This window comes from Kordiimonas sediminis, from assembly GCF_014656395.1.
Classification (GTDB): domain Bacteria; phylum Pseudomonadota; class Alphaproteobacteria; order Sphingomonadales; family Kordiimonadaceae; genus Kordiimonas_A; species Kordiimonas_A sediminis.
Genome location: NZ_BNCI01000002.1, coordinates 1,190,229 through 1,217,138 on the forward strand (window position 1 = coordinate 1,190,229; position 26,910 = coordinate 1,217,138).

Genomic DNA, 26,910 nt, shown 5'->3' on the forward strand with positions numbered 1-26,910 from the left:
AGTCATACATCTGGCGCGCAAACATAAGGATCAATGAATAAATTGTCATATTTCCTTCACATAGATAGTTATGATAAACAGTACATTAAAAGAGTGATCTGCAGGGTCAATATGGTTGTAAATACTGCCGCAGAGCGTCTATTTGGAATTGATACTAAATTCGGGGAAACACTAGTGAAATCTTTACTTAAAACGGTTGCAGCAATTGCGCTGATCACACCAATTGCCACGTCTGCAGACTTTGACACAGGTACAACCGAAAGCTGGACAAAAGCCGGTCAAGACGCAATCAAAGAACGCCTTGCAGACAAGCCCAACACAAAACGCGCTAAGAATGTCATTCTGTTTGTTGGTGACGGCATGGGGATTTCAACCTTGACGGCCGCCCGTATTCTTGAGGGGCAGTTAGCAGGCCAGCCAGGTGAAGAAAATTTCCTGAGTTTTGAAAAGTTTCCACACACAGCACTTGTGAAAACCTACAATGTGGATTCGCAGGTGGCAGACTCAGCTGGCACGGCAAGTGCACTAAACACTGGGGTTAAAACCCGTATTGGTGTGATTAACACGGCACCGACACACATGCAGGCAACCTGTGACAATATCGCGGACAATCTTGTAACACCGCTTGCCTACAAAGCAGAGGCAGCTGGTATGGCAACAGGTATTGTATCAACTGCACGCCTGACGCACGCAACACCCGCAGCCGTATATGCACACTCCCCTCTTCGCGAGTGGGAAACAGACGCTGACATGCCGACAAAGGCAATTGAAGCAGGCTGTCGGGATATTGGCCAGCAGATTATCGACAAAATTGGTGGTGACGGCCTTGAAGTTGCCCTTGGCGGAGGCCGTCGCAGCTTTAAACCAGTTTCTGAAGGCGGCAAGCGAAAAGACGGGCGTGACCTGACAAAAGAATGGGTAAGCACTTTCAACAACGCCGCCTACATCGAAACGGCGGCAGAGCTGAAGTCTGTTGAAGCTGACCACCTTCTTGGCCTGTTTTCTTCCAGTCACATGAGCTTTGAAGCCCAGCGTGACGGCACAGAAGAACCAACTCTGACAGAGATGACTGAAGCAGCGATCAAAGCACTTTCCAAGGATGAAGACGGTTACTATCTGATGGTAGAAGCAGGTAGAGTGGACCACGGTCATCACGGTGGAAGCGCCTATCTGGCTCTCCATGATGCAGTTGAGCTGTCACGTGCTGTTAAACGTACGCTTGAGCTTGTTGATACAGAAGAAACACTTATTCTGGTTACAGCCGACCACAGCCATGTCTTTACTATGGCAGGGTACCCGGTCAGAGGAAACCCGATCTTCGGCCTGGTCAACAGCCTTAACCGGGACGAAAATGGTGAAATAAAGCAAGAACTTACTCTCGCCAAGGACGGCAAGCCTTACACAACTCTGGGCTACCATAACGGTTCAGGCGCAGTAAAAGGCGAACGCCCACACCTGACGGCAGAAGAAGTAGCCAAGCCAGATTTTAAGCAGCAAGCACTTGTGCCAACGAGAAGTGAAACGCATGGCGGTGAAGATGTTGGACTATTTGCGATTGGTCCTTGGTCTCATCTCGCGAAAGGCACCATGGAACAGAATGTGGTCTACCATATTATGCACCATGCGCTTGATCTCGATAACAGGAACAAGTAAAGGCGCATAATGCCTACCTTCTTCCTATGGTAAGATATTAACTAAAAAAAAGCCGGGATTACCCCCGGCTTTTTGCTTTTCTGGTCCAATAATACATACAGATTACATACATAATCTGCTGCTTCAGATCATTCTGGCTTCTTGAATTTCATGACAAATCTATCCGTTTTGCCGCGAATAGATGCATCAAACATCGAGATCGTCAGTGGATCATCCGGATTGCGCAAAACATCACTTTCATCAACTAAAACAAACCCGTGCCCGGTCATAATCGTGATGACTTTCCCCGCATCAATTCTGTGCAATTGATTTGCTGTCAGTTCGAGCGGCGCACCTGTCTTGGCCGAATGGTCGATAATACCAACGACACCGCCCGGCTTCAGTCCTTTGAACAGTTCTGAAAGCAACCGGTCTGCATCAATTTCGGGCCAGTTTTCGCTATGATAATACAAGTCATGAAAGGTCAGTGTCATCATGACAAAATCCAGGCTGTCCGGGGCTAAGTGTATATCATCAGCCTCGGCGATCAATGACTGCACATTGGCAAGTCTGCCGTTCTCGTAGCGGGTCTTCAGGTCATTCTTGGCAAAGGAGAGATAGGCGGCATTATTATGCGCTGTAACCTTCCCGTTTGGGCCGACGATGCGGGAAAGCAATTCAGTATAGTATCCGCCGCCTGAAAACAGGTCCAGAATAGTCTGCCCTTCCTCTACGCCAAAAAATGACAAAACCTCTGATGGCTTACGGTCTGCATCCCGTGCGCGATCTGTGTCCGGACGTTCCGCCGACGAAATAGCCTGTTCAATGGTCTGTGCGTCTTCTGCAAACAAGGGCATAACTGAAGGCACAGATAGGGCGCCAGCACTTGCCATCAAACCAGCGATGATCAGTCTTTTACCAAGCATGTTTCATATCCTTCTATGAAGAAAGTACACCAAAGAAAATTATGTGTCGTATTTGGCGATTGCTTCATTCAGCGTTCTTGTCAGTGTTGCGCCAACCTCACCGCCATCACCACTAACCCGGCCACGGATGACGGCCTTCATGGCATCAATATGGGCCTTCACTACCTCAATCATATTATCCGTGATACCAGACTTGGTTGTTGTAAAGTCATACAGCGAGTCTGAGAACGCAGTAATAAGAGGATAACCAAAGGTACCCCCCTGCCCTTTCATATCATGGGCAATATGATTGATTTCCTCAAAAAAGTCCTTCCGGTTTTCGGGGGTATCAACACAGCGGCCATGTTGCTCCTGCAGTTTCGCAATCAAACCAGAAACCCAGTCAGGATAGTCTTCTGACATTTTCTCAAGCGCCTGTGACGCGGCCTCAAGTGCCTCAACACTGATAGAAGCTCCGCCCGCAGACAGGCCTGCCGTTTTATCCCGCAGCCGGTTTTTAAAACGGTAAAAACGAACGATAACTGGTGCGTTGCTTTTTTTAGCCACGGATAATCTCCACGCCTTCGCTTTTGTCTGTCAAAACGCGCCGTTCAGGGCCTTTGGGTTCCAATTTCTGACGACGACGGTCTGGCCCGAAATAGTCTTTGGTATGCACAAACTGACGTGGGCGTTCAATGATTGAAACAAGCTTGTCGGCAATGTTTTTGATCGTGAAGGGTTTCGCCAGAATTTCTGTTACGCCCATCTCGCGCGCCATTGTAACCCTCTCTGGCTCTGTATAACTGGTAATCATGACAAAGGGTACAAAACGATCTGGGCTGTCCTTATGGCGGCGCACCCACCGCAGGAACATCATGCCGTCAACTGGCGACATATCCCAGTTGGAAACAATGATATCAATCTGCTGAATACCCACTTTCATGGGTTCTTCTTTAACCCGTTTCAGGAAATTAATGGCATCGCCACCGTGTTCAACGGCTATTACCTGCCCTACACCCAAAACTTTCAACGAATTCACAAGCAAAGAACGAATGAACGGACTGTCTTCCGCCAAAAGTACATTCACCCTATCGAAATCATAATCGCTCATACAGGTCCCTTTTAATTCCCATGTTACTGTTACATGTCAGGGATTAAATCACAAAAACTTTTACGTGCTTTTCCGTATTTAAACGGAAGAAATCTGCCGCTGCCTTCATCCAAGAATAGCAGCGACACCTTAACTTCACCGGAACTTATTATTACGCGGGAAGCCCATTGGCGGTAATCGCCCTGCATTGCCGCGCTTGCCTGTCCACGGTGCCAACTCGGTTTCCGTGCGCCAGCGATCCCCACTGCCGCCCATTGGCCACGTCAACCCATCTTCGCGGGTGAACATCAACACATCGGACAAACCGCCGTCTTTATAGCGCTGCAGTTGCACCCCTTGACCACGGTTCATCGTTGGCAATTCGTCCTGCGCAAACACCAGCAATTTTCGGTTATCCCCAATCACGGCAACACTATCGCCAGTGACCGGCAAACAGTGTGAGGCAACAGCTTCGCCCGGCAGATTCAGCAATTGCTTACCACTTTTTGTCATGGCGACTGCATTATCTGCCTCTGCCATAAAGCCTTTACCAATAGAACTGGCTACAAAGAGTTTGCTGCCCGGCAGATAAGGCATCAAAGCAACGATCTCGTCGTTAGCATCCATATCCACCATCAAACGCACAGGTTCACCGTTACCGCGTCCCCCTGGCAGCTTGTCGGCACCAAGGGTGTAGATCCGCCCGACAGAGGAAAATAAAAAGATTTTGTCAGTCGTCTGCGCATGGAAGCGGAACCGTTCACTGTCCCCTTCTTTATACTTCAGCTCTTCCTCTGGCTTTACATGGCCTTTAAGTGCTCTGATCCACCCGCGTTTTGAACAAACAACGGTGATTGGCTCTTTTTCGATCATGGCTTCAAGTGGCACAACTTCAGCAATCGGCGCATCCCCAAAAGTTGTTCTGCGTTTGCCCAGGTTAGTATCCGGGCCAAACAGGCGCTTCATCTCAGCAAGTCTGTCGCCGACAGAAAGCCACTGTAGGTCACTGCTATCAAGAAGTGCGAGGATTTGGCCACGCTCGTCTTCCAGTTCGGAATGTTCGCGGCGTATTTCCAGTTCTTCCAGTTTCCGCAGCGCGCGCAACCGCATGTTCAAAATGGCTTCAACCTGCACTTCCGTCAGCTTGAATTTTTCCATCATCACGGCTTTTGCATCATCCTCTTCCCGGATAATTCTGATCACCTCATCCAGATTCAGATAAGCAATCAAATATCCAGCAAGGATTTCCAGCCTGCGTTCAATCTTAGCCAGCTTAAATTTACTGCGACGCACCAGAACATCAATCTGATGATCAAGGAAACTATCCAGCATTTCCTTCAGTGACAGCACACGCGGTTTACCGTCCAGGGCGATCACATTCAAATTCATGGAAAAACGGGATTCGAGATCCGTAAGTTTAAAGAGACTTTCCATCAACATGTTCGGATCAACAGTACGGTTCTTAGGCTCCAGCACAATACGCATTATGTCCGTAGATTCGTCGCGGACATCCGCCAAAATAGGCAGCTTTTTATCTGATACCAGATCTGCAATTCGTTCGATAAGCTTGGACTTTTGCACCTGATAGGGAATTTCCGTAATCACGATATTATAAAGACCACGGGGCAATTCTTCTTTTTCCCAGCGCGCCCGCATGCGGAAGCTGCCTCTACCCGTCTCATATGACTGGAGAATGCTTTCCCGCGATTCCACCACATGGCCACCCGTCGGGAAGTCTGGCCCCGGGATACGGTCCAGTAGATCTTTAACCGTTACCTCAACAGACGGCTTTCGCCTTGCTTCGATCAGAAGCTGCATACCGTCAACAAGTTCGCCAAGATTATGGGGCGGGATGCTGGTCGCCATACCAACGGCAATCCCTGTCGCACCGTTCGCCATCAGGTTCGGGAACGGCCCCGGGAATACGATAGGTTCTTCATCTTCCCCGTCATATGTCTCGCGGAAGTCGACCGAGTCTTCTTCCAGACCATCCATCAGAATAGCGCCGACTTCGGTCATTCTTGCCTCGGTATAACGCATGGCGGCCGCGTTATCGCCGTCGATGTTGCCGAAGTTGCCCTGACCATCAATCAGTGGATAGCGAACCGCAAAATCCTGTGCCAGTCGCACCAATGCATCATAAACCGACTGATCACCATGGGGGTGATACTTACCGATCACATCGCCTACAACACGCGCACATTTCTTGTATCCAGACTTAGGGTCCAGTTTCAGAAGACGCATCGCATAGAGAAGCCGCCTGTGAACAGGTTTCAGACCATCACGCACATCCGGAAGCGAACGAGACATAATGGTAGACAAAGCATAGGACAGGTACCGATCGCTCAAAGCATTCGCGAAGGGCGCCTCAATGATTTTATCAGAAATATCAGATTGCATAGACATGACAGGACTATAGCAAGGCTATTTCAAAAAACTACAAGATGTTGTGCTTAATCCACAGATTTTTTTGCCATTGATACAAGCTTCGACAAAAGCCTCTCTCTGGCTTGTGGTGGTGTTCTATGTCGGACCTGCCAAACCTGACGTTCCAGAAAATATCCGGTCAGATTCAATCCTTCTATTGCCGCCCGTGTCCCGACTTCCTCCACAACCGGCCCCATTAGAAAGGATGGCAATGTCAGTAATTTATCGTGATAGGGACGCCCCGCGGCACGACTTACTGCCCGTGCTGATTTTGGTGAGACATACACAAGGTCTTCATCACTACCGGTGGCCGCGCACTCAGACAAATCCAGACCGTACCCAAGATCGCTCAATATTCCCATTTCAAGCCGGACAAGTGCGGCGGCCCAGCCGGCCGGATCAACATCTGAGCGCTCGACATATTCTATCATGGCTTTAAGGCTGTCATACACTGCGGGATGGTTTTCACGTTCAGGCAGGCTAGCAGACACTACACTGACCATCGCGCTAAGTGTCATCAGCCGCAGACCATCCCCCATAATCAACCCCAGTGGGCTTCGATCCAGCTCGACGGTAAACCGCCCCAGGTTTTCTTCAATGCGTGATCGCCATTTTAGTGTCAGGAAATTGCCGGCCTGCAAAACAGGACCAAGGCGCTTTCCGCTCCCGCCTTTGACAAAGCCTCGGTGCCGACCGTTTTCACGGCTCATCACTTCCAAAAGTGCGTCGGTTTCCCCGAATTTGGAAGACGATAAGACTATGCCGTCACCTTGCCATTCCATGGAGGGTGTTTTCCTTAATCGACGAAATCAAGCCCCATGTCCTGATAGACGGTGCGGTCTTCTGCCCATCGCTCGGTCACACGTACATGCAGGAAAAGATGCACCCTGCGTTCAAGCAGTTCTTCCAGTTCCTCGCGGGCCATCTGACCTAACTGTTTCAGCATCGCACCACCTTTACCGATGACGATACCTTTTTGCGTATCGCGCTGGACATGAATAACCTGTTCAATCCGAACAGAGCCATCCTTCTGGTCGGTCCACTTTTCAGTCTCTACAGTTGTGGCATACGGCAATTCATCATGCAGCCGCAGATACACTTTTTCCCGCGTCACCTCTGCTGCGATCAGGCGCATTGTCATATCTGACACCTGATCTTCGGGGTACATATAAGGGCCCTCTGGTGCACGTGACGCCAGAAACGCTTTCAGGTCTTCCACGCCGTCCCCGTTCAGGGCGGAAATCATAAAAGTATCTGTGAATACGCCTGTTTCATTCAGGGTCTGCGCAAGAGCAAGCAGGCTATCCCGCTTTACCTGATCGATTTTATTGATGCACAATACTACTTTTTGCCCCGCATCTTTCAGGCTGCCAACGATGCTTTCCACTTCGTCATTGAACCCTTTACGGGCATCAATCAGCAGTACGACCTGCTCGGCGTCTTCTGCCCCCTTCCAGGCGGCTCCTACCATCGCACGATCCAACCGTCTTTTCGGCTTAAAAATACCCGGCGTATCAATGAAAACCAACTGCGTTTCATCATGCATGGCAATGCCGGTAATGCGTGTTCTTGTTGTTTGTACTTTGTGGGTAACAATCGCGACTTTCATGCCGACAAGATTATTCAGGAGTGTTGATTTCCCAGCGTTTGGGGCACCAATCAGTGCAACAAATCCACATTTCATTTTGATTGTCCTTTTGTGGCCAGCTTTTGCAACAACATGTCTGCAGCAGCTTGCTCTGCTATTCTTTTTGACGTTCCCTGCCCTTCGGCTTCACCGTGTCCTTCGACAGTAACACTTATTGTGAATATGGGACTATGATCCGGTCCTTTTCGGCCCGTTTGCTTATACGTAGGCAAAGCCAGACCGCGACCTTGCGCAAATTCCTGCAGTCGGGTTTTAAAATCCTTGGCAGTTGCTTCTTCTTCCCCGACGCGGCTTTCCCAATGTTTTTTGATAAACGCACGCGCTACTTCAAGGCCACCATCCAGATACATAGCGCCAATCACGGCCTCGCACACATCAGCCTGCACCGCATCTTTGGTGTGTGCGCCTTCCTTGCGCGCACCTGGAGTCATCTTGATCACATCAACAAGGCCCAACTCGCGCGCGACCTCTGCCAGTGTCTCTTTGCGCACCAGGGCAATGAAACGGCGATTTAACTGGCCTTCTGCCTCTGCCGGGAACTTTTCAAAAAGCCATGTGGAAATCACCAGACCCAAAACACGGTCTCCAAGAAATTCCAGCCGCTGGTAGTTCTCCCGACCTGACAAGGACGGATGACTTAATGCCTCGGACAACAGCGCTTCATTCTTGAAGCTATATCCAATCAAATCTTGCCCTGACGATTTTTTACGCACCAAGCGATCATTCGACGTGGCTTGCCTAGGTGCTTTTTTCAAACGAGATGACTTTGAGGAATTAGCTGCCATTAAGACTGCCCACTACGTGCTGCATCCATCGCTGCACGCATTTTCTGAATTGCGTTTTCAAGGCCAACAAAAATTGCTTCCCCAATAAGAAAATGTCCAATATTCAGCTCTTGCAACTGGGGAATTGATGCAATAGGTCCCACTGTATCAAAACTAAGACCATGCCCTGCATGCATTTCTAGGCCGATAGAACTACCATACGCAGAGGCCTCCACAATCCGGGCCAGCTCCGCCTCGCGTTCCTCTCCGTCCAGATCACAGTAAGCGCCCGTATGTAATTCTGTTACTGGCGCGCCTAGTGCCACTGCTGCTTCCAACTGTTCCTTCGCAGGATCAATAAATAGACTGACACGACACCCCGCACCCGAAAGGGCTTTGACGTACGGCTCCAACCGGTCAAATTGTCCGGCAACGTCCAGACCGCCCTCTGTTGTAAGCTCTTCTCTTTTTTCAGGCACCAGACAACAGGCATGCGGTTTATGACGCAGTGCTATTTCCAGCATTTCCTCCGTCGCCGCCATCTCTAGATTCAGGGGAACAGTTAACCGTTGGCTTAACAAATCAATATCCTGATCAGAAATATGACGCCGGTCTTCCCGAAGGTGGGCTGTAATACCGTCTGCGCCCGCTTTTTCAGCCATCAACGCGGCCCTAAGCGGATCAGGATGCGCGATACCGCGCGCATTTCTGATAGTAGCGACATGGTCGATATTTACGCCAAGTCTAAGAAAGGATGTATCAGGTGTCATTCTCGTCCTCGCCAACCAGATAATCAGGCTTTTTCCGCCGTACACGATTGGCATGGTAGCCTGTCAGCAGAATTTTAAAAGCAAAATAAAATACGATCCATGCGACCACCACTGACGGTATGGAGCCGACAAGAAGCGGCATAAAGGCAGGCCAAATGGACGCCAGATACCCAAGAGGGTCCTGACTGATATTCGCCCAGACAAACTCGGGCATTTCTGCGACCATATCTTCGCCTAAAATAGCCGCGCCAATCGTGGCATTCAGGGCAAACATCAAAGGGAAGGTCCACGGATTTCCAACAAAGGTACCGATCGCCGATGCGAACAGATTACCCCGCAAAATCCAGGCAACCAGAAAACCCATCAAAAAGTGGAACCCTATAAAAGGCGTGAAGGATACGGCCGCCCCGGAGGCAATCCCTGCCGCAATAGAGTGCGGTGTCCCGGGTAGACGTGCCACACGGAACCAGACATAGCGCGCAGCACGGGACCAGCCACGTCTGGGCCAGACCCAGGTTATGACTTTATCAGTAAGCCGCTGTTTATCCCGTCGCCTGAACAGCATTTATTTTTTTAACCCTCTGCTTCCCGGCTTAATTGCTGGAATATCTTTCAGATGATCAGGAACATTGTCCGGGTCAAATGTTGGTGCATCAATTGTTGCAAGCGCAGTTATTGGGGCACCAACTTCGGCGCGGCCACCGCTGCGGTTAATCAGGCACCCGGCAGCAACAACCTTGCCGCCTTTTTCTTCAATCGCTTCGATGCATTCCCGGGACGACAGACCTGTAGTGATGATATCTTCCATCATCAGCACCTTTGCACCCTCAGGGATTTCAAACCCCCGGCGCAATTCAAGCTTGCCGTCTACCCGTTCAGTAAAGATGCCAGGGACACCAAGCTGACGCGCTACTTCCCATCCAACGATCACACCGCCCATAGCAGGGCTTACGACCATATCAATTTCAACATCCGTTGCCTTCAGCTTTTCAATGAAAGCCGCGACAAGGCGGCTCGCAACGTCAGGTTCTTTCAAAACTAGCGCGCACTGACAGTAAACAGAACTGTGTTTGCCAGATGACAGTTTAAAATGGCCCTCGAGCAGCGCACCGCACTCTCTGAATTCCTGTAAAACATCTTCCGTATTCATGGATCGGCCTTTCGGTAATTATTCGTAACATGGCGGATAAATGGCATTCATGGTCTGGTCAAGCCTAAAGCGCCCAATCTTTGCTTGGCGATTTAGGAGACCGTGTAGCGGTCACCGCTGCTGACCACACGGTTAACGCGGAGACTGCGCAGAATATCGGTCAGGTGCCGCACGTCGCGTACTTCCACATCAAGATGCATGACATAAAATTCCGGATCGCGTTCGCGAATATCCACATTCGATAAATTGCCACCGCTTTTGGCGATAACAGAGGCAATGTTCGCAAGCGCACCCCGTTCGTTCACCACCTCTAAACGCAGTTCAGCGGTATAGAAACCTTTGTCCTCACGGCTATCATTCCAGCCCAGGTCTGACCACAGACTGTCGTCCTGATCATAGGCATCAAGTTTCGGGCAAGAAATGACATGGATATCAATCCCCTGCCCCGGTGTCCGAATACCGACAATACGATCACCCCGAACCGGGTGGCAGCAATCGCTGAAATGCACCTTGATATTATCAGAAAGACCAACGATCGGCAGGACGGAATGCTCGTTACTCTCCCAGTCCTTATAAACCTGCGGCAATGCTTTACTGCGGGCATCCTCGGTGAAGCCCGGATACGCCGCGCGCAACACATCTTCTTCTGCCAGTCTGCCTTCTCCGACAGCAATGTACAGATGGGCTGCATCTTCCATCTTCAGGATTTTTGCAGCGTCTTCCATGCCGCGCTCTGAATAATCCAGACCATTTCTGCGACATGCTTTTTCAATCAATGTATGGCCAAGCTCTCTGAAATCGCGCAACTGTTCGTGCCTGATATGGCGTCTGATTGCCGATCGGGCCTTACCCGTGACAACAAATGTCTCCCAACGCGGAGACGGCGACTGTCCTTTGGATGTCAGGATTTCTACCTGATCACCATTTTCCAGATAGTGGCGCAGAGGCACCATACGGCCATTCACCTTGGCGCCAACACAGTGGTCCCCGACCTCGGTATGCACGGCATAGGCAAAATCAACAGGTGTAGACCCCCGCGGCATCGGAATAAGCTCGCCTTTTGGCGTAAAGCAGAAAACTTTCTCCTGGAACATTTCCAGCTTGGTATGCTCAAGAAATTCTTCCGCATCTGATGTATGGTCGAGAATTTCCAGCAATTCCCGAACCCAGCGGTATTGGGATCCCTCTTTATTGTCGCTATCTGTTTTATATTGCCAGTGCGCAGCAACCCCGTATTCAGCCTCTTCATGCATACGGCGTGTTCTGATCTGGATTTCCAAACGCCTGTTATGTGGACCAATCACCGTAGTGTGCAAACTACGATAAAAATTCCGTTTCGGTGTGGAAATATAATCCTTGAAACGACCAGGAACCATTGGGAATTTCTGATGGACGATCCCCAGAACATGATAACAGGTAGCGATGTCAGGCACGATAATCCGAAAGGCCATCACATCTGATAACTGTTCGAACGTGATATTCTGACGTTCCATTTTCCGCCAGATGGAATATGGACGCTTAATCCGCCCTGATATCTCGCAATCAATTTTCTTGTCTTTGAGAAGGCTTTTCAGCGCTTCAACCATTTCCATTTCAAGATACGGGTTTTGCTCAATCAAATAATGCAGGCGCGCCGTGATTGACTCCATCGCCTCAATATCCAGATGCTCAAACGCCAGATGCTCCAATTCATCCTTCAGCTCATGCATTCCAAGTCGTTCAGCAAGCGGCGCATAGATCTCAAGTGTTTCGAGCGAAATCCTGCGTCTTTTGTCTTCCTTTTTAATATGCCCAAGCGTCCGCATATTGTGCATACGGTCGGCAAGCTTCACCAAAAGAACCCGAATATCATTGGACATTGCCAAAAGGAATTTACGGAAATTTTCCGCCTGGCGTTCACTTTCCGTCTGCAATTCAATCTTGGAGAGCTTCGTCACACCGTCCACTAGTTCGGCAATCTTGGGGCCAAACAGTTCTTCAATCTCACTTATTGTAGCAACTGTATCTTCGACAACATCATGCAACAGGGCAGTTGCGATTGTGTCGCCGTCCAGTTTCATATCCGTCAGAATACCCGCGACTTCGAGCGGATGAGAAAAATACGGATCACCGGACGCACGTGTCTGTGAACCGTGCGCCTTCATGGCAAACACGTAGGCCCGGTTTAGAAGAGACTCATCTACTTCGGGCTCATATTTCCGGACTTTTTCAACTAACTCATACTGACGGATCACAGATATCTACCTTCGACCTGGGGAAATTTGGAATATGTTACAATATATAGAGCAGGATTAGACAATAAAAAACCCGGTAAAAACCGGGTTTCTCAAAAAATCTGGTCGCCAGTATCAGGAACCTAGCTATCGGCAGATGTTTCGTCCATGCCTGCCATCAGAATGTCCATATCCACTTCTTCCGGCTCATCAGATTCAACAACCTGACGCAGGCTGTGAATAACGGATTCGCGCAGATCGTCTGGCTGAATTTTTTCATCAGCGATTTCACGAAGGGCAACGACAGCATTTTTGTCGTTATCACGCTCGACCTCAAGCGGTGCACCTGCAGAAATCTGACGCGCACGCTGCGCAGCAACAAGTACCAGTTCAAAACGGTTGGTGACTTTATCAACGCAATCTTCGACGGTAACGCGAGCCATGTAATCTCTCCAAATATCGTTCACCCCGGGGCGCATGTGATGCGCGACTGATACGGGGCATATCATTCAAGCGTGCGCTTATACAAAGAGTATGCCTTTATGTAAAGCATAGAATAACACTATTTTTCAAGGAAATCCTGTGGGTCGCAAAGCTTTTGAAGTGTTTCATCATTTCCCGTTTCGAGTAAACTATCAAGAAGCGCTGATACAGACTGGCCCAGCACCGGATGGATATAGGCCGGTGCAATATCGGTCAGAGGCACCAGCACAAAAGCCCTCTTGTGCATACGGGGGTGTGGCACGGTTACTTCTGGTGGGGCATAGGACGGATCAGTGTGCTCCGCAGCCGCCTTCCAGGCGGTGTCATCCGGCAGAATAGCATCCCCGTAAAAGATAATGTCTATATCGAGCGTGCGTGCACTCCAGCGCTCCTCCCTTTCCCTTCCAAGCCTTTCTTCAAGCGCATGAAGGGCCGCCATCAGGGATTGCGGAGATTTGGCCGTTCGCCCCAACAGCGCAAGATTCAGAAAGTCAGGCTGCCCCGTAGGCGGTACCGGTGACGTCTGATACAATGAGGAAACCTGATCAATTTCGACGCCGAACTCTGGTAATGCGGACACAGCTTTTTGTAGTGTTGTTATACAGTTACCAAACGGACCCGGCAGATTTCCACCTAGCGCCAACACAACCATTGTTTGAATCACTCTTTTATATTTCCCAAAATCAGTCTGTTTACTTTTGAAACAATCTTGCTCTATGATCAAACTATATACAAGAACTCGCGTTATTTATTCTTATAAATTAAGGACTGGAATTATTTATGATTTTCTATCCCGCAGAGCGCATGGCGCTTTTTATTGATGGCGCAAATCTCTACGCCACTGCCCGTTCCCTGGACATGGAAATTGATTATAAAGCAGTCAGATCTTTCTTTGCGAATAAAGGCATTCTCGTTAGAGCATTTTATTACACCGCTATTCTGGAAGATCAGGAATATTCCCCCCTTCGTCCACTGATTGATTGGCTTGACTATAACGGCTTCACGCTGGTGACAAAACCTGTCAAAGAATTCACTGACGAACATGGCCGCCGCAAGATCAAGGGCAATATGGATATCGAGATCGCCGTTGATATGCTGAATATCTCTGACCAGATTGATCATGCAGTGCTATTTTCAGGTGACGGGGATTTCCGCCGTCTTCTTGAGGCCGTGCAGCGCCGCGGCGTCCGCGTAACTGTCGTCAGTTCAAACCGCACGCAGCCGTCCATGATTGCCGACGAGCTTCGCCGTCAGGCCGATCAATTCATTGACCTGCGGGATCTGGAAGAACTAACCAACCCGAAAAAGTCTGGTTCTGATACTGTGCCAACCGATAGTGGATTTGAAGACCAGATTAATGTCTAAAGACTATTATCCGCCCGAAGCCGATAGGGACTGTCTTTTATGTCCCCGGTTGGTGGAGTTCCGCCGTGAGAACCAGCAAAAGTTCCCGGACTTTTTCAATGGTGCGGTTCCAAGTTATGGACCGGCTGGTGGGGACACAGCGGTAGAATTTCTTATAATCGGATTGGCACCGGGGCTTAAAGGCGCCAACTGGTCCGGCCGGCCCTTTACTGGCGACTATGCCGGTGATCTTCTTTACGATGTCCTTCTAGAGGCAGGATTAGCGTCAGGAACGTATGATCGTCACCCTGATGACGGCATGGAACTGCGCAAAACCATGATTACCAACGCTGTTCGGTGCGTCCCACCACAAAACAAGCCGATCGGCGCAGAGATCAACACCTGCCGCCCGTTTCTGGTTTCACGGATTGAAAGTCTGAAAAACCTGAAAGTAATGATGTGTCTGGGCAAAATTTCCCATGACAGCACGATCAAAACGCTCGGTTTGAAATTAAAAGACTATCCCTTTGGGCACGGTGCTATCCATTCACTTCCTGACGGCAAGACCCTTATCGATAGCTATCATTGCAGCCGCTATAATGTGAACACCAACCGCCTGACCAGAGACATGTTTATGGATGTGGTAAAGACCTGCCGTACTTATCTGTAACGATTGGCGATGGAAATGTCATGCCTGTCAGGCAGTCAGCGCGTGGGTATATAGACTGTCAAAACAAAGGGGGGCGCAATCGCCCCCCCTGATTTTTAGACCATAGTGTCCATCAACCTAGAATTCAAAACGAACCCCGGTCTGGAATGTGCGCGGCTTGCCAGGGCGTAGACCATATGGCCGACGTGATACCGCATATTCCTTATCAAAAAGGTTATCTACCGCAGCAAACAGAGAAATCGCATCAGTCATGCGGTAGGTAACCGCTGCATCAACGAGGAACCGGCCTTCAATTTTCTCGTTCAAAGGAATTGCCCCCTGCCCTGCATCGGTTCTGGATTTAGAAACATAATTGACGGATGTATTGAAGCTGATAGCATCATTTGTAAGCCCAGCATTCAACGTCAACTGATGACGCGGCAAATACGGCATATGATCACCTTCATGCACATCACCCCAGAAGCTGTTTTCGAAGCTTGTATCAAACTCAGCATCCGTAAATGTATAAGAAAGGGATAGCGGCATTGCCCAGCCATGCGCGACATCTGCTGTGTATCCCGCTACAAGCTCAAGCCCCTGAATGGTAGCAGCACCACCATTGAACTGATCCCCAATATCACCGCCAATACAGCCGGTTGCATTGGTACATGTTCCCAAAATGTTAGAATAATCAGAATAGAAAGCCATTGCCTCGGCATAAAAGCCTTGTGCATCATAAATGACACCCGCTTCAACATTCAGACTTTTCTCTTCTTTGGCATCAGCGCTACCAGGGCCAGGCGGGTTAAACCCTTTGTAGATACCGCCCGTCAGGGTCAATGTGTCATCCATCTTGTAGCTAACGCCAAGACCAGGAATAAGGGTATTCACCTCTGTTGTTTCTTTGCGTGACGGATCAGCCAACCGGCTCGGATCATCAGATGCCCAATCGGACCGGTCAAGATCAATTGACTCGTACCGCACGCCGGGAACGATTGTCCAGTTACCAACTTTAATAGTGTCTTCCACCATAAATGCCCAGGCTTTTGCATAAACCTTGCGGTTTCCTGCTTCGCCCGGCTGTTCAGCACCAACAAAATTCAGACCGCCTGAAACCATGGCAAAGCTTTCACGGTACTGAAGTCTGCTTTCGCTATCCTCATGGTACCGGACAGAAAATTCCAGATCATGGCTGACATCGCCCGCGGTGAACGGTACGGCTACCAAAGACTGCACACCACGGCTTTTGTAGGCACGGGCATTGTGCTTCAGGCGTATCACGTCATCTCCGCTATCTACCTCGCCCTTCAGGACGGACAGTGCATATGAATACGTATCAGGATCAGCCAGTACCGATGCCGTAGACAGACGATTACCGTCAATAATCAGATCATCCAGCTTGAACCAGTCTCGTTCAAAAGTGTTTTCATAGGCAGATGTAATAACCTCGATCTCATCAATTTTCAGATGATGTGTCAGGCTGATTTGCTCATGCTTGGTATCCATGAAGTCGAGCGCACTTGCTGCGTACCGCTGATAAGGATTAGTGGCAAAGTCATCGTCCGTTAGGCCAAGATACGTCTCATGGCTGTCGTTCAGAGTTTTACCGAGTTTAATCTCCAGCGACTGATAGATATCTGCATCTTCGTCAGTGTTGATGCGAAACTTACCCATATAGTCTTCAATATCAAAGCCTGTATCTTCGCCGCCTGGGAGAGTTTTAAAGCCGTCATTTTCAGATTTGAAAACCTCAACAACGCCGCCAAAATTCTCAGTAGAGGTACCAGCCGCCCCGTGCACTGTAAACAGGCTGTCGCTACCGATCTGCGTGTCGACAAAACCAGATGTTTCATCAGGAATTGACCGGCTGACCAGGTTAACGGCACCGCCTACACTGCGTGGTCCGAATTTAACTGCGGCAGAGCCTTTGCGCACTTCCACCGCCTGCATTCGAGCTGCTGTCGGAAAATAATAAGCTGAAGGTGCTGCGTAAGGTGCCGGCGCGATTAGAATACCATCTTCCATCAAGGTAATCTTTGAGGACCGCTCTACCCCGGTGCCACGAAGGCCGATATTCGGTCGCAGACCGTATCCATCTTCCTGCTGCAGATTGACACCAGGAACGCGCCGCAGAATACGGGTAATATCCTGATATTTGAATTCCTGAAGGTCTTCTTCGTTCAACCGAGTTGCCGAGCCAGGGATCGAGCTTCTGTCTGAACGCTCACCAACAACCTGAATTCTTTCAATGTCTGAAGAAAATTCAATATAGGCATCAGCGTCTGCTGCGGAGACTGTCTGTGCAACAGTGAGAGGAGCTGCGGCCAAAAGCGCACAAATTGCGGTAAATGATCTGGTAGTGTGATACATACTGCACCTTACTTAATAATTATTATTAATTACAATAAGGGCGATGTAGCACTCAAAATTCGTTATTGCAAGTCATTCTTAGTTTTATTTGCAAAACAAAAAAAGACGCGAAAATCATCTGTTTTCTCGCGCCTTACGATCATTAACTATATGAAAGTGTTATATTTATTCTTTTGGAATTCTAGTCGCCTGCCAGGCAACCGCTTTCCAGACACCATCGCGTTTCAAAAAAGTACCTGTATTGTAATACGTATCGATAGTGATTCCGTTCTCGGTACCCGTTGTCGCAACTAACTTAAACGCAACCACGGCCGTAGTGTCGTAAACCCTGATATCAACATCTTCTGCGCTGTAGGACGGGTCGTGGCGTGTCTCACCAGTATCTTCTGCCGCTTCCTCGGCTTCCCGGTCTCTGACACTTTGCAGGATTGCTTGCTTCGTTGTTCTGTTTCCGCGAGAACCCGTATAAACAAGGTCTTCCGCCCAAAACCGATCATGATTTTCATAAATCGCATCGGCAGGCATGCTTAGAAACTGGTCTAAAAGCTGCTTTAATTCAGCCTGATCGTCAGATGCACTGGCAGGCACGGTAAACAAAACTGCAAAGCAAACAGCCAGCGACAATAAAAATGATGTTGGTTTGATCATAACTTCCCCTATTCCATAACGTACTAAGAGTATGCCTTACCGTGCCGGGGGTCACAAGCATAACTATGCGGCAGTCAGCACGCTATCAGGCAAAGTCTTTCATCAGCCGTGATTTCTGACGTTGCCAGTCCCGCTGTTTCTGATCTTCACGCTTATCATGATGCTTCTTACCTTTGCCTAAGCCCAGCATTACTTTTGCCCGGCCCTGGTCATTGAAGAAAATCCGGAGCGGTACAAGCGTCATCCCGTCTCGTTGCACGGCACCACCGACTCTGTTGATTTCACGACGATGCATCAGGAGTTTTCGTGGACGACGCGGCTGGTGATTGAATCTGTTGCCGTATAACAGCTCGGGGATATAGGCGTTCACAAGCCACGCTTCACCATCTTTCACTTCGGCGTATGCTTCTGTGATATTGGCCTGCCCTGTCCGCAGGGACTTAACCTCTGTGCCGGTCAGGACAATGCCAGCCTCATACTCATCTTCGATAGCATAAAGATGACGCGCCTTACGGTTATCCGCCGCAATACGTGCGCCGAATGCTGACTTTTTATTCTTGTTTTTATTTTTTCCCGCCATAACCGCCAGTAAAACAGATAATTCGCTCTACGATTAAAATGATACAGTATCTAGCGACAATTCCGCCAGAACATTTCTGATGCGTGTACGCCCTGCCTCTGTCAGCGGCACCAATGGGCGTCTGACATAATCATTGCCAATGCCAAGACAAGACAAAGCAAACTTTGCCGGAGCAGGACTGGGTTCAATAAACATAGCGTGGTGCAGCGCAATCAGTTTGTCCTGATACCCAAGGGCTACGTCATACTGACCGTTCATGCATGCTTCCTGAAACTTACTGCATAGCGCAGGCGCGACATTCGCGGTCACAGAGATTGCGCCGTGTCCACCCATTGCCATGAACCCAAGTGTTGTAGGGTCATCCCCAGAAAGCTGGATAAAATCTTCGCCGACAAGTGTCCGCTGATCAGACACACGCGACAGATCGCCTGTTGCATCCTTCACACCGACGATGCGCGGCAATTCAAATAAACGCGCCATGGTCTCAACCGTCATATCCACAATGGACCGTCCCGGAATATTATAGATATAAATCGGGAGATTCGTTTCGTCATGAATAGCCTTAAAGTGCTGATACAGCCCTTCCTGAGACGGCTTATTATAATAAGGCGTTACCACCAGGGCAGCGGTCACACCTGCACGCTCGGCATGCTGTGTCAGGGTAATTGCTTCCCGTGTCGAGTTTGACCCGGTTCCCGCCATAACAGGAACTCGTCCATCAGCAGCTTCTACACACAGATCAACAACCAAATGGTGTTCTTCGTGGCTTAAAGTCGGAGACTCACCCGTTGTTCCAACCGGCACCAACCCATGCGAGCCCTGTTTGACCTGCCAATCAACAAACTTCTGGTACAGGTCTTTATCAACCTCCCCCTGAGCGTCAAATGGTGTGATCAGTGCTGGAATAGAGCCTTTAAACATTACGAAGTTCCACTGTAATTCGGTTGATGAAGAAAACCACTGCCCGGCAAAACGACCGGAGCGACTGTGCATTTTCAGGTGAGCTTGCATATACTGCTTAAAAACTTTTGTAAAGCAAAGCGAACCAGCTTCCCAGCCACACAAAAGTTACAAGCACCATTCTTACTGACCGTTTGTGCCCACAAGATGTTCAAAACAAAAACACCTGCGACAGGCGAAGATATTTCAAAAAAATCGGGCACCAGTATGGCACCCGACTGTATTCTTTATTCTTTGAACTATTAATAAAAACTCAGGCTGTACCGCGTTTGTAAAAACACTACTTGGTATCACCACCCGCCTTCATAGTATTTTTGTTGTGCTGTCGTGTATGCCGCATAGTAGCGTGAGCACTGCGAGCTTCCTCTACTGTGACAGCACCGTCCTGATCAGCATCCATGCGCGAGAACATGCGTTCATGACGGCTTGAAAACTCTTCAAGAGAAACGCGCTCATCTCCGTCCTTGTCCATCTTGCCAATGAAGGACATTCGGCTCCGACGCTGTTCTGGGTGGGCGCCTTCCCTGCCGCCCTTACGCTCTTTTCTCATTTTTTCAAAATGCTCTTCAGGGTTCTCCACCCCATTTTCTTCCAACTTTTTAAGTATTTTAGCCTTGCGCTCAGCCTTATGTTCCATCCTGCGTGCTTTCCGCTCCTCAGAAACCGGCATTTGCTCAGGCAGTTCCTCTAAGACCAGGTACCCGTCTTCATTGGCATCAAAAGCCGTAAACCTGTCCCGGGAACCACTTAGGAACTCGTCATGCGTAATACGGCCATCACTGTCAGCATCAAACTTCTCAAACAAATGTTCAGGACTACGTCCCGACTTGTCGTGTTCCTGCGCTGAAAGTGGTTGATACGCTGCTGCAACTGCTAACGTTACAAACCATACTATTTTATTATTTCTCGCCATCTTTTATCTCCTTTTGAACTGTAAACAGCCTAAACGCAGGAATAATGTACGCTCCCTGCATTATTAATTACGCTGCAAGGACACTCCTTCCTTTCAAAAGACAAAAGAAAACTTTCAAATATGGTTGATATAAAGCACCAAAGTATAGTTAAAATGAAAATTGGGGTCGGTGAAAGAACTGTGAGTATAAAAGTCCAATGTCCAAATCCTTCCTATTGGTGTCTGCATTGGCGTTTGTGGTAACGGCTTTTACAGTCCTTTTCGCGAGCGCAAACCCAGTATTTCTAGGCTTCGGCATCATTACTGCAATCATTGGAGGAGTTTTCGCAGGGCGTATCTGGCAATCTGTTGTATCTTCACAAAAGACGGATATCATTACCATTGATGACATGGAAAACGCCGTAATAATTTCCACTCAGGACGGTACAATCCTCGACTTGAATGTGGTTGCTCGCCAAAAATTTGCCCCAAACGGTATCGCTGCACCTACAATCGCAGAATTATTCACACCCCTATATAAGGAAGGAGAGCCGTCCCAGCGCGCGCAGGAAACCGTAGAAGCTGTAAACGGTGTACCTGACATTTCCTATTCCGATATTATTCACCTGATTGACGGCACAGTGATGAAGCGTTTCACCCACCCAATTCGCGATGGTCAAGCCCGTATCTGGAAACTGCATGACATCACCCATCAGGATGAGGCGTCTCAGGATCAGTTGCTTGGCAATGCCCTCTTGGAAAAATACGCTGCGGAAACAGCCGAAATGGCAGAGCAGCTCTATTTGACGAAAAACGAACTTGAACAGCAACGGGACAAACTGAACCTGCTGGCTAACACAGATATGCTGACCGGGTTGAACAATAGACGTCGTTACCTGGAATTATCATCAAACCTGGATGCAGAAGCCCGTAAAAATACATGGATTTTAATGCTTGATCTGGACCATTTCAAACGTGTCAATGACACTTATGGACATGCAATGGGCGATACCGTTATTCGAACTTTTGCTGAAATTATCACCAATGCAGTAGGAACAAACGGTTTTGCTGGCAGACTGGGCGGTGAAGAATTTGCCATCACCATACCAGATACCACAATGGAAAATGCCCAGGATGTTGCATCCTTCATTCACCTAGAAACGCAGCGTCATCTTATTGAAACTAAAGTCGAAAACATCCAATTTACCTGTAGTATTGGCATTGCACGGATGATCTCCCCTGAAGAAACGATCGAGCCAGCACTAGAGCGTGCTGACAAAGCTTTGTACGCCGCGAAAGAAGCGGGCCGCAATCAGATCAAAATATTTACATCAGAAGAATAAAGCTTCATTTTATCACGAATAAAAAACAATTGATCGCACTGTAGCTTGCACCAACAAAGGATTGCGTTTAGTTTCCCCGGTATATTCAAGGAGTATTATGGTGCAGAAAATAACAATAAAGACATTACTGCGTACAGGATCTGTACTGGCTGGCATTTCTTTCGGCCTGTCAACGAGTGTGTATGCTGACCAAAGCGACCCACTTATCCTTGCACAAACAAATGCAAAAATTGCTGGTGCCGCCCGTTTTTGCGAATATGAAGAAGACTTGATAGAAGAGTATATCATCAAAACTGAAGCACGCCTGGCGTATTTATCCAAAGACACCTATGAAAAAGTTCTGACAAAGATTGAATTTAAAAACCAGCTAGATGCTGCCAGTGGTAAAGAACCATCTGGAGGGTGTGCGCAGTTTGAAAAAACATTCATGTCTGCACTCAGAACGCTGGACTAATCCACATGGTATTTATGAAAAGTTTCTCTGCCCCTGCCCGGCTGGACGACCTCCGTCCTGTGACCATTCGTAGTGCACTAATGGCAACTGCACTAGTCAGTTTACTTGTGCCCTCATTTGGCCTGCAGGCGATTGAAACTACTTCCCCGGCGTTGATCCTCAAGAAAGCAGCAACGGATACAGATGGTTCTAAGCCTGCCAAGGACAAACCAACAGCTGATGAGCCCGCAACTGACGACCCAAAATCAGATGATGAGCCTGATAAGCAACCAGAACCCAAACAGGAAAAACCGGAAGACCCTGAGAACCCTCCACCCAGCCCGACTGAAGATCCTATTGCAGAACCCGCCACTGAGAATGATGACGAGGCCGCTGACGACAAGAAGCTTGAGGACAAAGCGAAAGATGACGACAGTGACGAGGATGAGGCTTCAAAAAAAGTTAAACGCAAGGGTCGCTCTATTAGTGACATCATCGAAGGCGACTATTTCAAAGACGGTCTTTTCAAAGTCTACCGTGATCCAGACTCTGGCGTCATGCGGATGGAGATTCAAGAAGACCAGCTTGATAAAGAATTTATCTATTTCTCGCATATCAGCGATGGGGTTATAGACGGCGGACACTTCCGCGGACAATACCGCCGCCCAAAAGTTTTGAAATTCAGAAAATACTTTGATCGTCTGGAGCTGGTGGAAGTAAACACCAACTTCTATTTTGATCCAGATAACCCGCTATCCAACGCAAAAGACGCGAATATTTCTGAATCCGTTCTATCAAGCGCACGCATAGAAGCAGAATCTAACCCGGAAAAAGAAGAAAAAGCCTTTTTGATCCGTGCTGACATTTTGTTTTTAAGTGAAGATCTGGATCAACTACGTACACCGCCCCTGCCCGGCCCAAATGCCAGCACATCTTTCAGGCTGGGAAAACTAAACCGGGCAAAGTCACGCATAACCAAGGTAACCACATACCCAGAAAACCTGATGGTGAATGTGGACTATGTCTATTCCAATCCCACACCTTATGCCCGCGGTGGTGCCGAAGTAACCGACGCACGTAATGTTACCGTCAGCGTTCAGCACCTTATGATGGAGATGCCAGACACTGATTATACGCCGCGGTTTGATGATCCGCGTGTAGGATATTTCCTTGTTTACACCAATGACATGACCAGTACTGATGTCACACCGTACCGGGACATGATACAGCGCTGGGACCTGCGTAAAAAATTCCCAGAACAACCTCTTTCAGAGCCTGTGGAACCAATTGTCTGGTGGATTGAAAACACCACGCCTTTGGAAATACGCCCGATTATCAAAGCAGCAGCAGAGACATGGAACAAAGCCTTTGAAAAGGCCGGTTTCCAGAATGTCTTGGAAGTTAAAATACAGCCTGATGATGCAAAGTGGGATGCTGATGATGTGCGCTATAATGTCATTCGCTGGACATCAAGCCCCACGCCGCTATTTGGTGGTTATGGCCCGCGCTTTGTTAATCCCCGCACCGGCCAGATTTTGGGCGCCGACATTATGCTGGAATATATATTCCTGACCAATCGGCTGCAATATGACCGTATCTATGATACCGCGGCCTTCACGACTGCGCCTCAGATGGACCTGGGCGGTCATCAAACCAATGTCACAAGACCATCAGATCAAACGGCTGCTATAGAGGGCAGCAGAGACACCGCGGCCCCCGCAGGTAACCGGGTGGGTACATTTGCAGCCCACCTTCAGGAGCATGAAAAATCCTGTGGGTTAGCCCAGCATTTGCACCTAAACACCATACTTGGAAAGGCGCTTGCCGCGTCAAAAGGCTTAAGTGACGCCGAAAATGACACCTTGATCAAAGAGTCGATCTATTATCTGGTTCTTCATGAGCTGGGGCACACATTTGGCCTGAACCATAACATGAAAAGCAGTTACAGCCTTCCTTATGATCTGGCGCACCAACCAGATCTGCAAGGTGATGCTCTGACAGGTTCTGTTATGGATTATCCGGCGATAAACTTTGCGCCAGAGGGCAAATCGCAAGCCCATTATTATACCGTGAAACCCGGCGAATATGACGAATGGGCAATCACATTTGGGTATGCGCCGGAAATGGACGACCCGCAGACGCGCGAAGCCCATTTGGCAAAGTCTGCTGACCCGCGCCTTGCCTTTGGTAATGATGCCGATGATATGCGGGTTCCCGGAAAAGGCATCGATCCCCGCATTAACGTTGGGGATTTAACTGACCAGCCAATCACTTATGCAACTGATCGTCTGGTAATGAATAAAAAAGCCATCGACAACCTGCTGCATAAATTCTCCAAGCCCGGAGAAAGCTACCAGGAAATGCGGAATGCCATGGGCGTTCTTCTGGGCGACATCTCAAATCAAGGGCACATTCTGTCCCGTTATATTGGCGGTATCTACGTCGACAGGGCTGTCAATGGACAGTCTGGAGCAGTGGACCCCTATATTCCCGTCGAAGCGGCAAGACAGCAGGAAGCAATGAAGGCCCTTCGGACCCATATTTTTGCCCCTGATGCTTTTGAATTTGACCCCAAGCTCCTGCGGCATATTGCAATCCAGCGCAGAGGGTTTGCCCATTTCCTGATGACCGAAGACCCCAAATACCATGCGGTTATCAATAATATTCAGGCTGGCATATTGGACCATATCCTTCATCCCCTGACATTATTACGTATTACGGATACTGGTCTGTACGGCAATGAATATAGCCTGCATGCAGTCATGGGGGATTTAACAGACGCAATCTTTGAAGATGATGCACGCGGTCAGGTCAATACATACCGACAGGAACTGCAAATCCACTATATCTACAGACTGATCAGTATTTTAAAAGCACCGTTTGGCTATGATTTTATTGCAAGATCAATTGCACTGCAAAATCTGAATGACATCAGAAAAAGCATGGCACGATGGCGCGGCAATGCTGAAACACGCGCCCACCGTGAACATATCAGCTTCCTGATTGATCAGGCGCTGGATGATAGCCAGTAAACAGCACGTACCTTATGAACACATAGTACTTACATGTGAAAAGTCACTGGGCCGGCATTTCCGGCCCATTTTTGTTTTACCCGTTATACATGACAGAATGTCCTACCGAACATAGCTGGCGCCGTTAATATCAATTGTGGTACCGGTTGCATGGTTAACGTTCCCGGACATCAACATGGCCACCATATTACCAACATCGGACGGTGGTGCAGCTTCCCCCATCGGGATTTCATCCAGCATCCATTCATTCCCCGGCTCATAGGCAACTGCTGCCATATCAGTTTTCACCCAGCCCGGTGCGATTATAAATCCGTAAATGCCGTCACGGGCATAGCCCCTGGCAATAGACCGCATCAGGGACACCACGGCCCCTTTTGACGCCGCGTAATGCATATAATCAATCCCGTCACCGCGAAATGCAGCACGACTGGCAATAGAAACGATATGTCCGCCGCCCCGCGGCTTAAAATGGCAAATGGCATATTTGCACAAGTCTGCGACTGACTGGATATTCACCATCATAGTGGTGTGCCAACTGGCGTGCCAGTCTTCGTCACTGCCACTTACATATGCCTCAGGCATTACGCCCGCATTATTAACAAGACCATCAACATGTCCATTGAAGGCAACTGCCTGCTCCCACAGCTGGTGTGCTGCGCCCATCTGCGATAAATCGGCCTGTACCGGCAGAACACGCTTGCTTCCGTAGTCCGTCACCAGACTATCCAAGTTCCCAGGCGCCGACGCATAACTGCCAACAACACATGCTCCGCTCTCTAGCAGAATTTTGGCCGTCGCCGCACCAATTCCGCGGGATGCACCCGTTACAAGATAAGTTTTCCCTGAAAGATCAAACATATAGAGCCCCTCCGTACATTCTAAAAGTCACTGAAGGCCATATATATCCAGGGGCTGGGGTTTAATGCAAGGGCGCTGATGTCGACACATCTATGTCGGCACCAAAATTCACGTCCTGCAAACCACTGCAAAGCAGGTAAATTCTATCAGGCTATTAAAGATTATATGAGAACCAGAAGGCATCACACCAAAAGCAGCTTAGTGTGTCATCAACCATTCACGTGCCTGACGCTGGGCTTCCGCGATATCACGGTGCTGCATATCAAGGGCAAGTTCCTTGCGGTCAACTTTCGCCCGGCGCACCCCGCGGATGGCAGCCAGATTGAACCATTTATGTGCCTGAATATAATCTTTCGGAACACCTTGTCCCGTTGAATAGAGCAACCCCAAGTCATACAGTGCTTCTGCCTGCCCGCTTTCGGCTGAGTGCAAGCGTTCCATCACGTACTGGTATAATTGTTTATCTTTCTGCCCCATGATCTTTCTCGGCATTTAAATGGTTTCAGATACGCTCCCCAACATTTGTTCACTGTCTACCGCGACCTTGTTTTCCAGCGCGGCCTTTACGACTGTACCAAAAATACCGAAAAACCAGAAGCACATTATGGCCGATGTGGTATCATTTTTTGCGGTTCATGCACCGTTCAGGTTTCCCTGCCATAATTATGCCTGCATGAATCGCTACTTGCGGTATATAGGATATTGATTTTGCTTATTAT

The 26,910-nt window shown here is 48.9% G+C and carries 25 protein-coding genes and 1 pseudogene; 6 read left to right on the forward strand and 20 right to left on the reverse strand.

Annotated features, from left to right (window positions below):
• Positions 1-111 precede the first annotated feature (111 nt).
• Entirely contained in the window at positions 112-1,653 is a 1,542-nt protein-coding gene (locus tag IE181_RS13075) for an alkaline phosphatase (protein WP_191253652.1), read from the forward strand.
• A 128-nt stretch (positions 1,654-1,781) separates the two neighbouring features.
• On the opposite strand, the gene IE181_RS13080 is transcribed toward IE181_RS13075, so the two are convergent.
• From IE181_RS13080 to folK, 13 genes and pseudogenes are all read right to left on the reverse strand, one after another.
• On the reverse strand, positions 1,782-2,558 hold the full coding sequence (locus tag IE181_RS13080) for a class I SAM-dependent methyltransferase (protein WP_229819431.1): 777 nt from the start codon (positions 2,556-2,558) through the stop codon (positions 1,782-1,784).
• A 39-nt stretch (positions 2,559-2,597) separates the two neighbouring features.
• Positions 2,598-3,104 (reverse strand): hypothetical protein, encoded by a 507-nt coding sequence (locus tag IE181_RS13085; RefSeq protein WP_191253654.1) that lies wholly within the window; start codon positions 3,102-3,104, stop codon positions 2,598-2,600.
• On the reverse strand, positions 3,097-3,648 hold the full coding sequence (locus IE181_RS13090; protein ID WP_191253656.1) for a response regulator: 552 nt from the start codon (positions 3,646-3,648) through the stop codon (positions 3,097-3,099). Before IE181_RS13090 ends, IE181_RS13085 begins: the two co-directional genes overlap by 8 nt.
• A gap of 135 nt (positions 3,649-3,783) precedes the next feature.
• A complete protein-coding gene (parC, locus tag IE181_RS13095) occupies positions 3,784-6,033 on the reverse strand; it encodes a DNA topoisomerase IV subunit A (RefSeq protein WP_191253658.1) in 2,250 nt (749 codons plus the stop codon).
• 47 nt (positions 6,034-6,080) lie between these two features.
• Positions 6,081-6,836 (reverse strand): DNA repair protein RecO, encoded by a 756-nt coding sequence (gene recO / locus IE181_RS13100; protein WP_191253659.1) that lies wholly within the window; start codon positions 6,834-6,836, stop codon positions 6,081-6,083.
• A 14-nt stretch (positions 6,837-6,850) separates the two neighbouring features.
• Positions 6,851-7,738, reverse strand: a complete 888-nt coding sequence (gene era / locus IE181_RS13105; protein WP_191253660.1) for a GTPase Era — start codon at positions 7,736-7,738, stop codon at positions 6,851-6,853.
• Positions 7,735-8,487 carry a ribonuclease III gene (gene rnc, locus IE181_RS13110; RefSeq protein WP_191253661.1) on the reverse strand — a complete coding sequence of 251 codons (753 nt, stop codon included), beginning with the start codon at positions 8,485-8,487 and terminating at the stop codon, positions 7,735-7,737. Before rnc ends, era begins: the two co-directional genes overlap by 4 nt.
• Positions 8,487-9,236: a pyridoxine 5'-phosphate synthase gene (locus IE181_RS13115; RefSeq protein WP_191253662.1), complete on the reverse strand. Its 750-nt coding sequence runs from the start codon at positions 9,234-9,236 to the stop codon at positions 8,487-8,489. The genes rnc and IE181_RS13115 overlap by 1 nt, the downstream gene beginning before the upstream one ends.
• Positions 9,226-9,801 (reverse strand): DUF2062 domain-containing protein, encoded by a 576-nt coding sequence (locus IE181_RS13120; protein ID WP_191253663.1) that lies wholly within the window; start codon positions 9,799-9,801, stop codon positions 9,226-9,228. Before IE181_RS13120 ends, IE181_RS13115 begins: the two co-directional genes overlap by 11 nt.
• Positions 9,802-10,386 (reverse strand): orotate phosphoribosyltransferase, encoded by a 585-nt coding sequence (gene pyrE / locus IE181_RS13125; RefSeq protein ID WP_191253664.1) that lies wholly within the window; start codon positions 10,384-10,386, stop codon positions 9,802-9,804.
• A gap of 92 nt (positions 10,387-10,478) precedes the next feature.
• The gene (locus IE181_RS13130) at positions 10,479-12,620 is read right to left on the reverse strand and encodes a RelA/SpoT family protein (protein ID WP_191253665.1); all 2,142 of its coding nucleotides are present in this window, start codon (positions 12,618-12,620) and stop codon (positions 10,479-10,481) included.
• A gap of 152 nt (positions 12,621-12,772) precedes the next feature.
• A pseudogene (rpoZ, locus tag IE181_RS14665) lies at positions 12,773-13,042 on the reverse strand (DNA-directed RNA polymerase subunit omega); the annotation flags it as partial.
• A 119-nt stretch (positions 13,043-13,161) separates the two neighbouring features.
• Positions 13,162-13,746: a 2-amino-4-hydroxy-6-hydroxymethyldihydropteridine diphosphokinase gene (gene folK, locus IE181_RS13140; RefSeq protein WP_191253670.1), complete on the reverse strand. Its 585-nt coding sequence runs from the start codon at positions 13,744-13,746 to the stop codon at positions 13,162-13,164.
• 116 nt (positions 13,747-13,862) lie between these two features.
• Between folK and IE181_RS13145 the strand changes: the two genes are divergently transcribed.
• Positions 13,863-14,447: a LabA-like NYN domain-containing protein gene (locus IE181_RS13145; protein ID WP_191253672.1), complete on the forward strand. Its 585-nt coding sequence runs from the start codon at positions 13,863-13,865 to the stop codon at positions 14,445-14,447.
• Positions 14,440-15,096 (forward strand): uracil-DNA glycosylase, encoded by a 657-nt coding sequence (locus tag IE181_RS13150; RefSeq protein ID WP_191253674.1) that lies wholly within the window; start codon positions 14,440-14,442, stop codon positions 15,094-15,096. Before IE181_RS13145 ends, IE181_RS13150 begins: the two co-directional genes overlap by 8 nt.
• A 117-nt stretch (positions 15,097-15,213) precedes the next feature.
• On the opposite strand, the gene IE181_RS13155 is transcribed toward IE181_RS13150, so the two are convergent.
• The 5 genes from IE181_RS13155 to IE181_RS13175 form a co-directional block, all read right to left on the reverse strand.
• Positions 15,214-17,445, reverse strand: a complete 2,232-nt coding sequence (locus IE181_RS13155; RefSeq protein ID WP_191253676.1) for a TonB-dependent receptor family protein — start codon at positions 17,443-17,445, stop codon at positions 15,214-15,216.
• Between the two features lie 165 nt (positions 17,446-17,610).
• A complete protein-coding gene (locus IE181_RS13160; protein ID WP_191253678.1) occupies positions 17,611-18,093 on the reverse strand; it encodes a nuclear transport factor 2 family protein in 483 nt (160 codons plus the stop codon).
• Positions 18,094-18,178: 85 nt separating this feature from the next.
• The gene (gene smpB, locus IE181_RS13165; protein ID WP_191253687.1) at positions 18,179-18,673 is read right to left on the reverse strand and encodes an SsrA-binding protein SmpB; all 495 of its coding nucleotides are present in this window, start codon (positions 18,671-18,673) and stop codon (positions 18,179-18,181) included.
• Positions 18,674-18,706: 33 nt separating this feature from the next.
• Positions 18,707-19,594 carry a 4-hydroxy-tetrahydrodipicolinate synthase gene (dapA, locus tag IE181_RS13170; protein WP_191253689.1) on the reverse strand — a complete coding sequence of 296 codons (888 nt, stop codon included), beginning with the start codon at positions 19,592-19,594 and terminating at the stop codon, positions 18,707-18,709.
• Positions 19,595-19,913: 319 nt separating this feature from the next.
• The gene (locus IE181_RS13175) at positions 19,914-20,546 is read right to left on the reverse strand and encodes an EF-hand domain-containing protein (RefSeq protein WP_191253691.1); all 633 of its coding nucleotides are present in this window, start codon (positions 20,544-20,546) and stop codon (positions 19,914-19,916) included.
• 197 nt (positions 20,547-20,743) lie between these two features.
• Here IE181_RS13175 and IE181_RS13180 point away from each other — a divergent pair, with 197 nt between their 5' ends.
• From IE181_RS13180 to IE181_RS13190, 3 genes are all read left to right on the forward strand, one after another.
• Positions 20,744-21,868 (forward strand): sensor domain-containing diguanylate cyclase, encoded by a 1,125-nt coding sequence (locus IE181_RS13180; RefSeq protein ID WP_191253700.1) that lies wholly within the window; start codon positions 20,744-20,746, stop codon positions 21,866-21,868.
• Positions 21,869-21,968: 100 nt separating this feature from the next.
• Complete coding sequence (locus IE181_RS13185) at positions 21,969-22,322, forward strand: hypothetical protein (RefSeq protein ID WP_191253702.1); 354 nt, start codon at positions 21,969-21,971, stop codon at positions 22,320-22,322.
• 5 nt (positions 22,323-22,327) lie between these two features.
• On the forward strand, positions 22,328-25,333 hold the full coding sequence (locus IE181_RS13190; RefSeq protein ID WP_191253704.1) for a zinc-dependent metalloprotease: 3,006 nt from the start codon (positions 22,328-22,330) through the stop codon (positions 25,331-25,333).
• A gap of 102 nt (positions 25,334-25,435) precedes the next feature.
• Here the strand turns inward: IE181_RS13190 and IE181_RS13195 are convergent, their stop codons facing one another.
• Entirely contained in the window at positions 25,436-26,191 is a 756-nt protein-coding gene (locus tag IE181_RS13195) for an SDR family NAD(P)-dependent oxidoreductase (protein ID WP_191253706.1), read from the reverse strand.
• A 198-nt stretch (positions 26,192-26,389) separates the two neighbouring features.
• Positions 26,390-26,668, reverse strand: coding sequence for an SEL1-like repeat protein (locus IE181_RS13200; protein ID WP_191253708.1), 279 nt, complete (start codon positions 26,666-26,668; stop codon positions 26,390-26,392).
• Between the last annotated feature and the right edge of the window lie 242 nt (positions 26,669-26,910).

Coding starts and splice junctions, on each gene's coding strand:
- IE181_RS13075 (WP_191253652.1), top strand. CDS start 112: ATGGTTGTAAATACTGCCGCAGAGCGTCTATTTGGAATTGATACTAAA.
- IE181_RS13080 (WP_229819431.1), bottom strand. CDS start 2,558: ATGCTTGGTAAAAGACTGATCATCGCTGGTTTGATGGCAAGTGCTGGC.
- IE181_RS13090 (WP_191253656.1), bottom strand. CDS start 3,648: ATGAGCGATTATGATTTCGATAGGGTGAATGTACTTTTGGCGGAAGAC.
- parC (WP_191253658.1), bottom strand. CDS start 6,033: ATGTCTATGCAATCTGATATTTCTGATAAAATCATTGAGGCGCCCTTC.
- recO (WP_191253659.1), bottom strand. CDS start 6,836: ATGGAATGGCAAGGTGACGGCATAGTCTTATCGTCTTCCAAATTCGGG.
- era (WP_191253660.1), bottom strand. CDS start 7,738: ATGAAATGTGGATTTGTTGCACTGATTGGTGCCCCAAACGCTGGGAAA.
- rnc (WP_191253661.1), bottom strand. CDS start 8,487: ATGGCAGCTAATTCCTCAAAGTCATCTCGTTTGAAAAAAGCACCTAGG.
- IE181_RS13115 (WP_191253662.1), bottom strand. CDS start 9,236: ATGACACCTGATACATCCTTTCTTAGACTTGGCGTAAATATCGACCAT.
- IE181_RS13120 (WP_191253663.1), bottom strand. CDS start 9,801: ATGCTGTTCAGGCGACGGGATAAACAGCGGCTTACTGATAAAGTCATA.
- pyrE (WP_191253664.1), bottom strand. CDS start 10,386: ATGAATACGGAAGATGTTTTACAGGAATTCAGAGAGTGCGGTGCGCTG.
- IE181_RS13145 (WP_191253672.1), top strand. CDS start 13,863: ATGATTTTCTATCCCGCAGAGCGCATGGCGCTTTTTATTGATGGCGCA.
- IE181_RS13150 (WP_191253674.1), top strand. CDS start 14,440: ATGTCTAAAGACTATTATCCGCCCGAAGCCGATAGGGACTGTCTTTTA.
- IE181_RS13155 (WP_191253676.1), bottom strand. CDS start 17,445: ATGTATCACACTACCAGATCATTTACCGCAATTTGTGCGCTTTTGGCC.
- IE181_RS13160 (WP_191253678.1), bottom strand. CDS start 18,093: ATGATCAAACCAACATCATTTTTATTGTCGCTGGCTGTTTGCTTTGCA.
- smpB (WP_191253687.1), bottom strand. CDS start 18,673: ATGGCGGGAAAAAATAAAAACAAGAATAAAAAGTCAGCATTCGGCGCA.
- dapA (WP_191253689.1), bottom strand. CDS start 19,594: ATGTTTAAAGGCTCTATTCCAGCACTGATCACACCATTTGACGCTCAG.
- IE181_RS13175 (WP_191253691.1), bottom strand. CDS start 20,546: ATGGCGAGAAATAATAAAATAGTATGGTTTGTAACGTTAGCAGTTGCA.
- IE181_RS13180 (WP_191253700.1), top strand. CDS start 20,744: ATGTCCAAATCCTTCCTATTGGTGTCTGCATTGGCGTTTGTGGTAACG.
- IE181_RS13190 (WP_191253704.1), top strand. CDS start 22,328: ATGGTATTTATGAAAAGTTTCTCTGCCCCTGCCCGGCTGGACGACCTC.
- IE181_RS13195 (WP_191253706.1), bottom strand. CDS start 26,191: ATGTTTGATCTTTCAGGGAAAACTTATCTTGTAACGGGTGCATCCCGC.
- IE181_RS13200 (WP_191253708.1), bottom strand. CDS start 26,668: ATGGGGCAGAAAGATAAACAATTATACCAGTACGTGATGGAACGCTTG.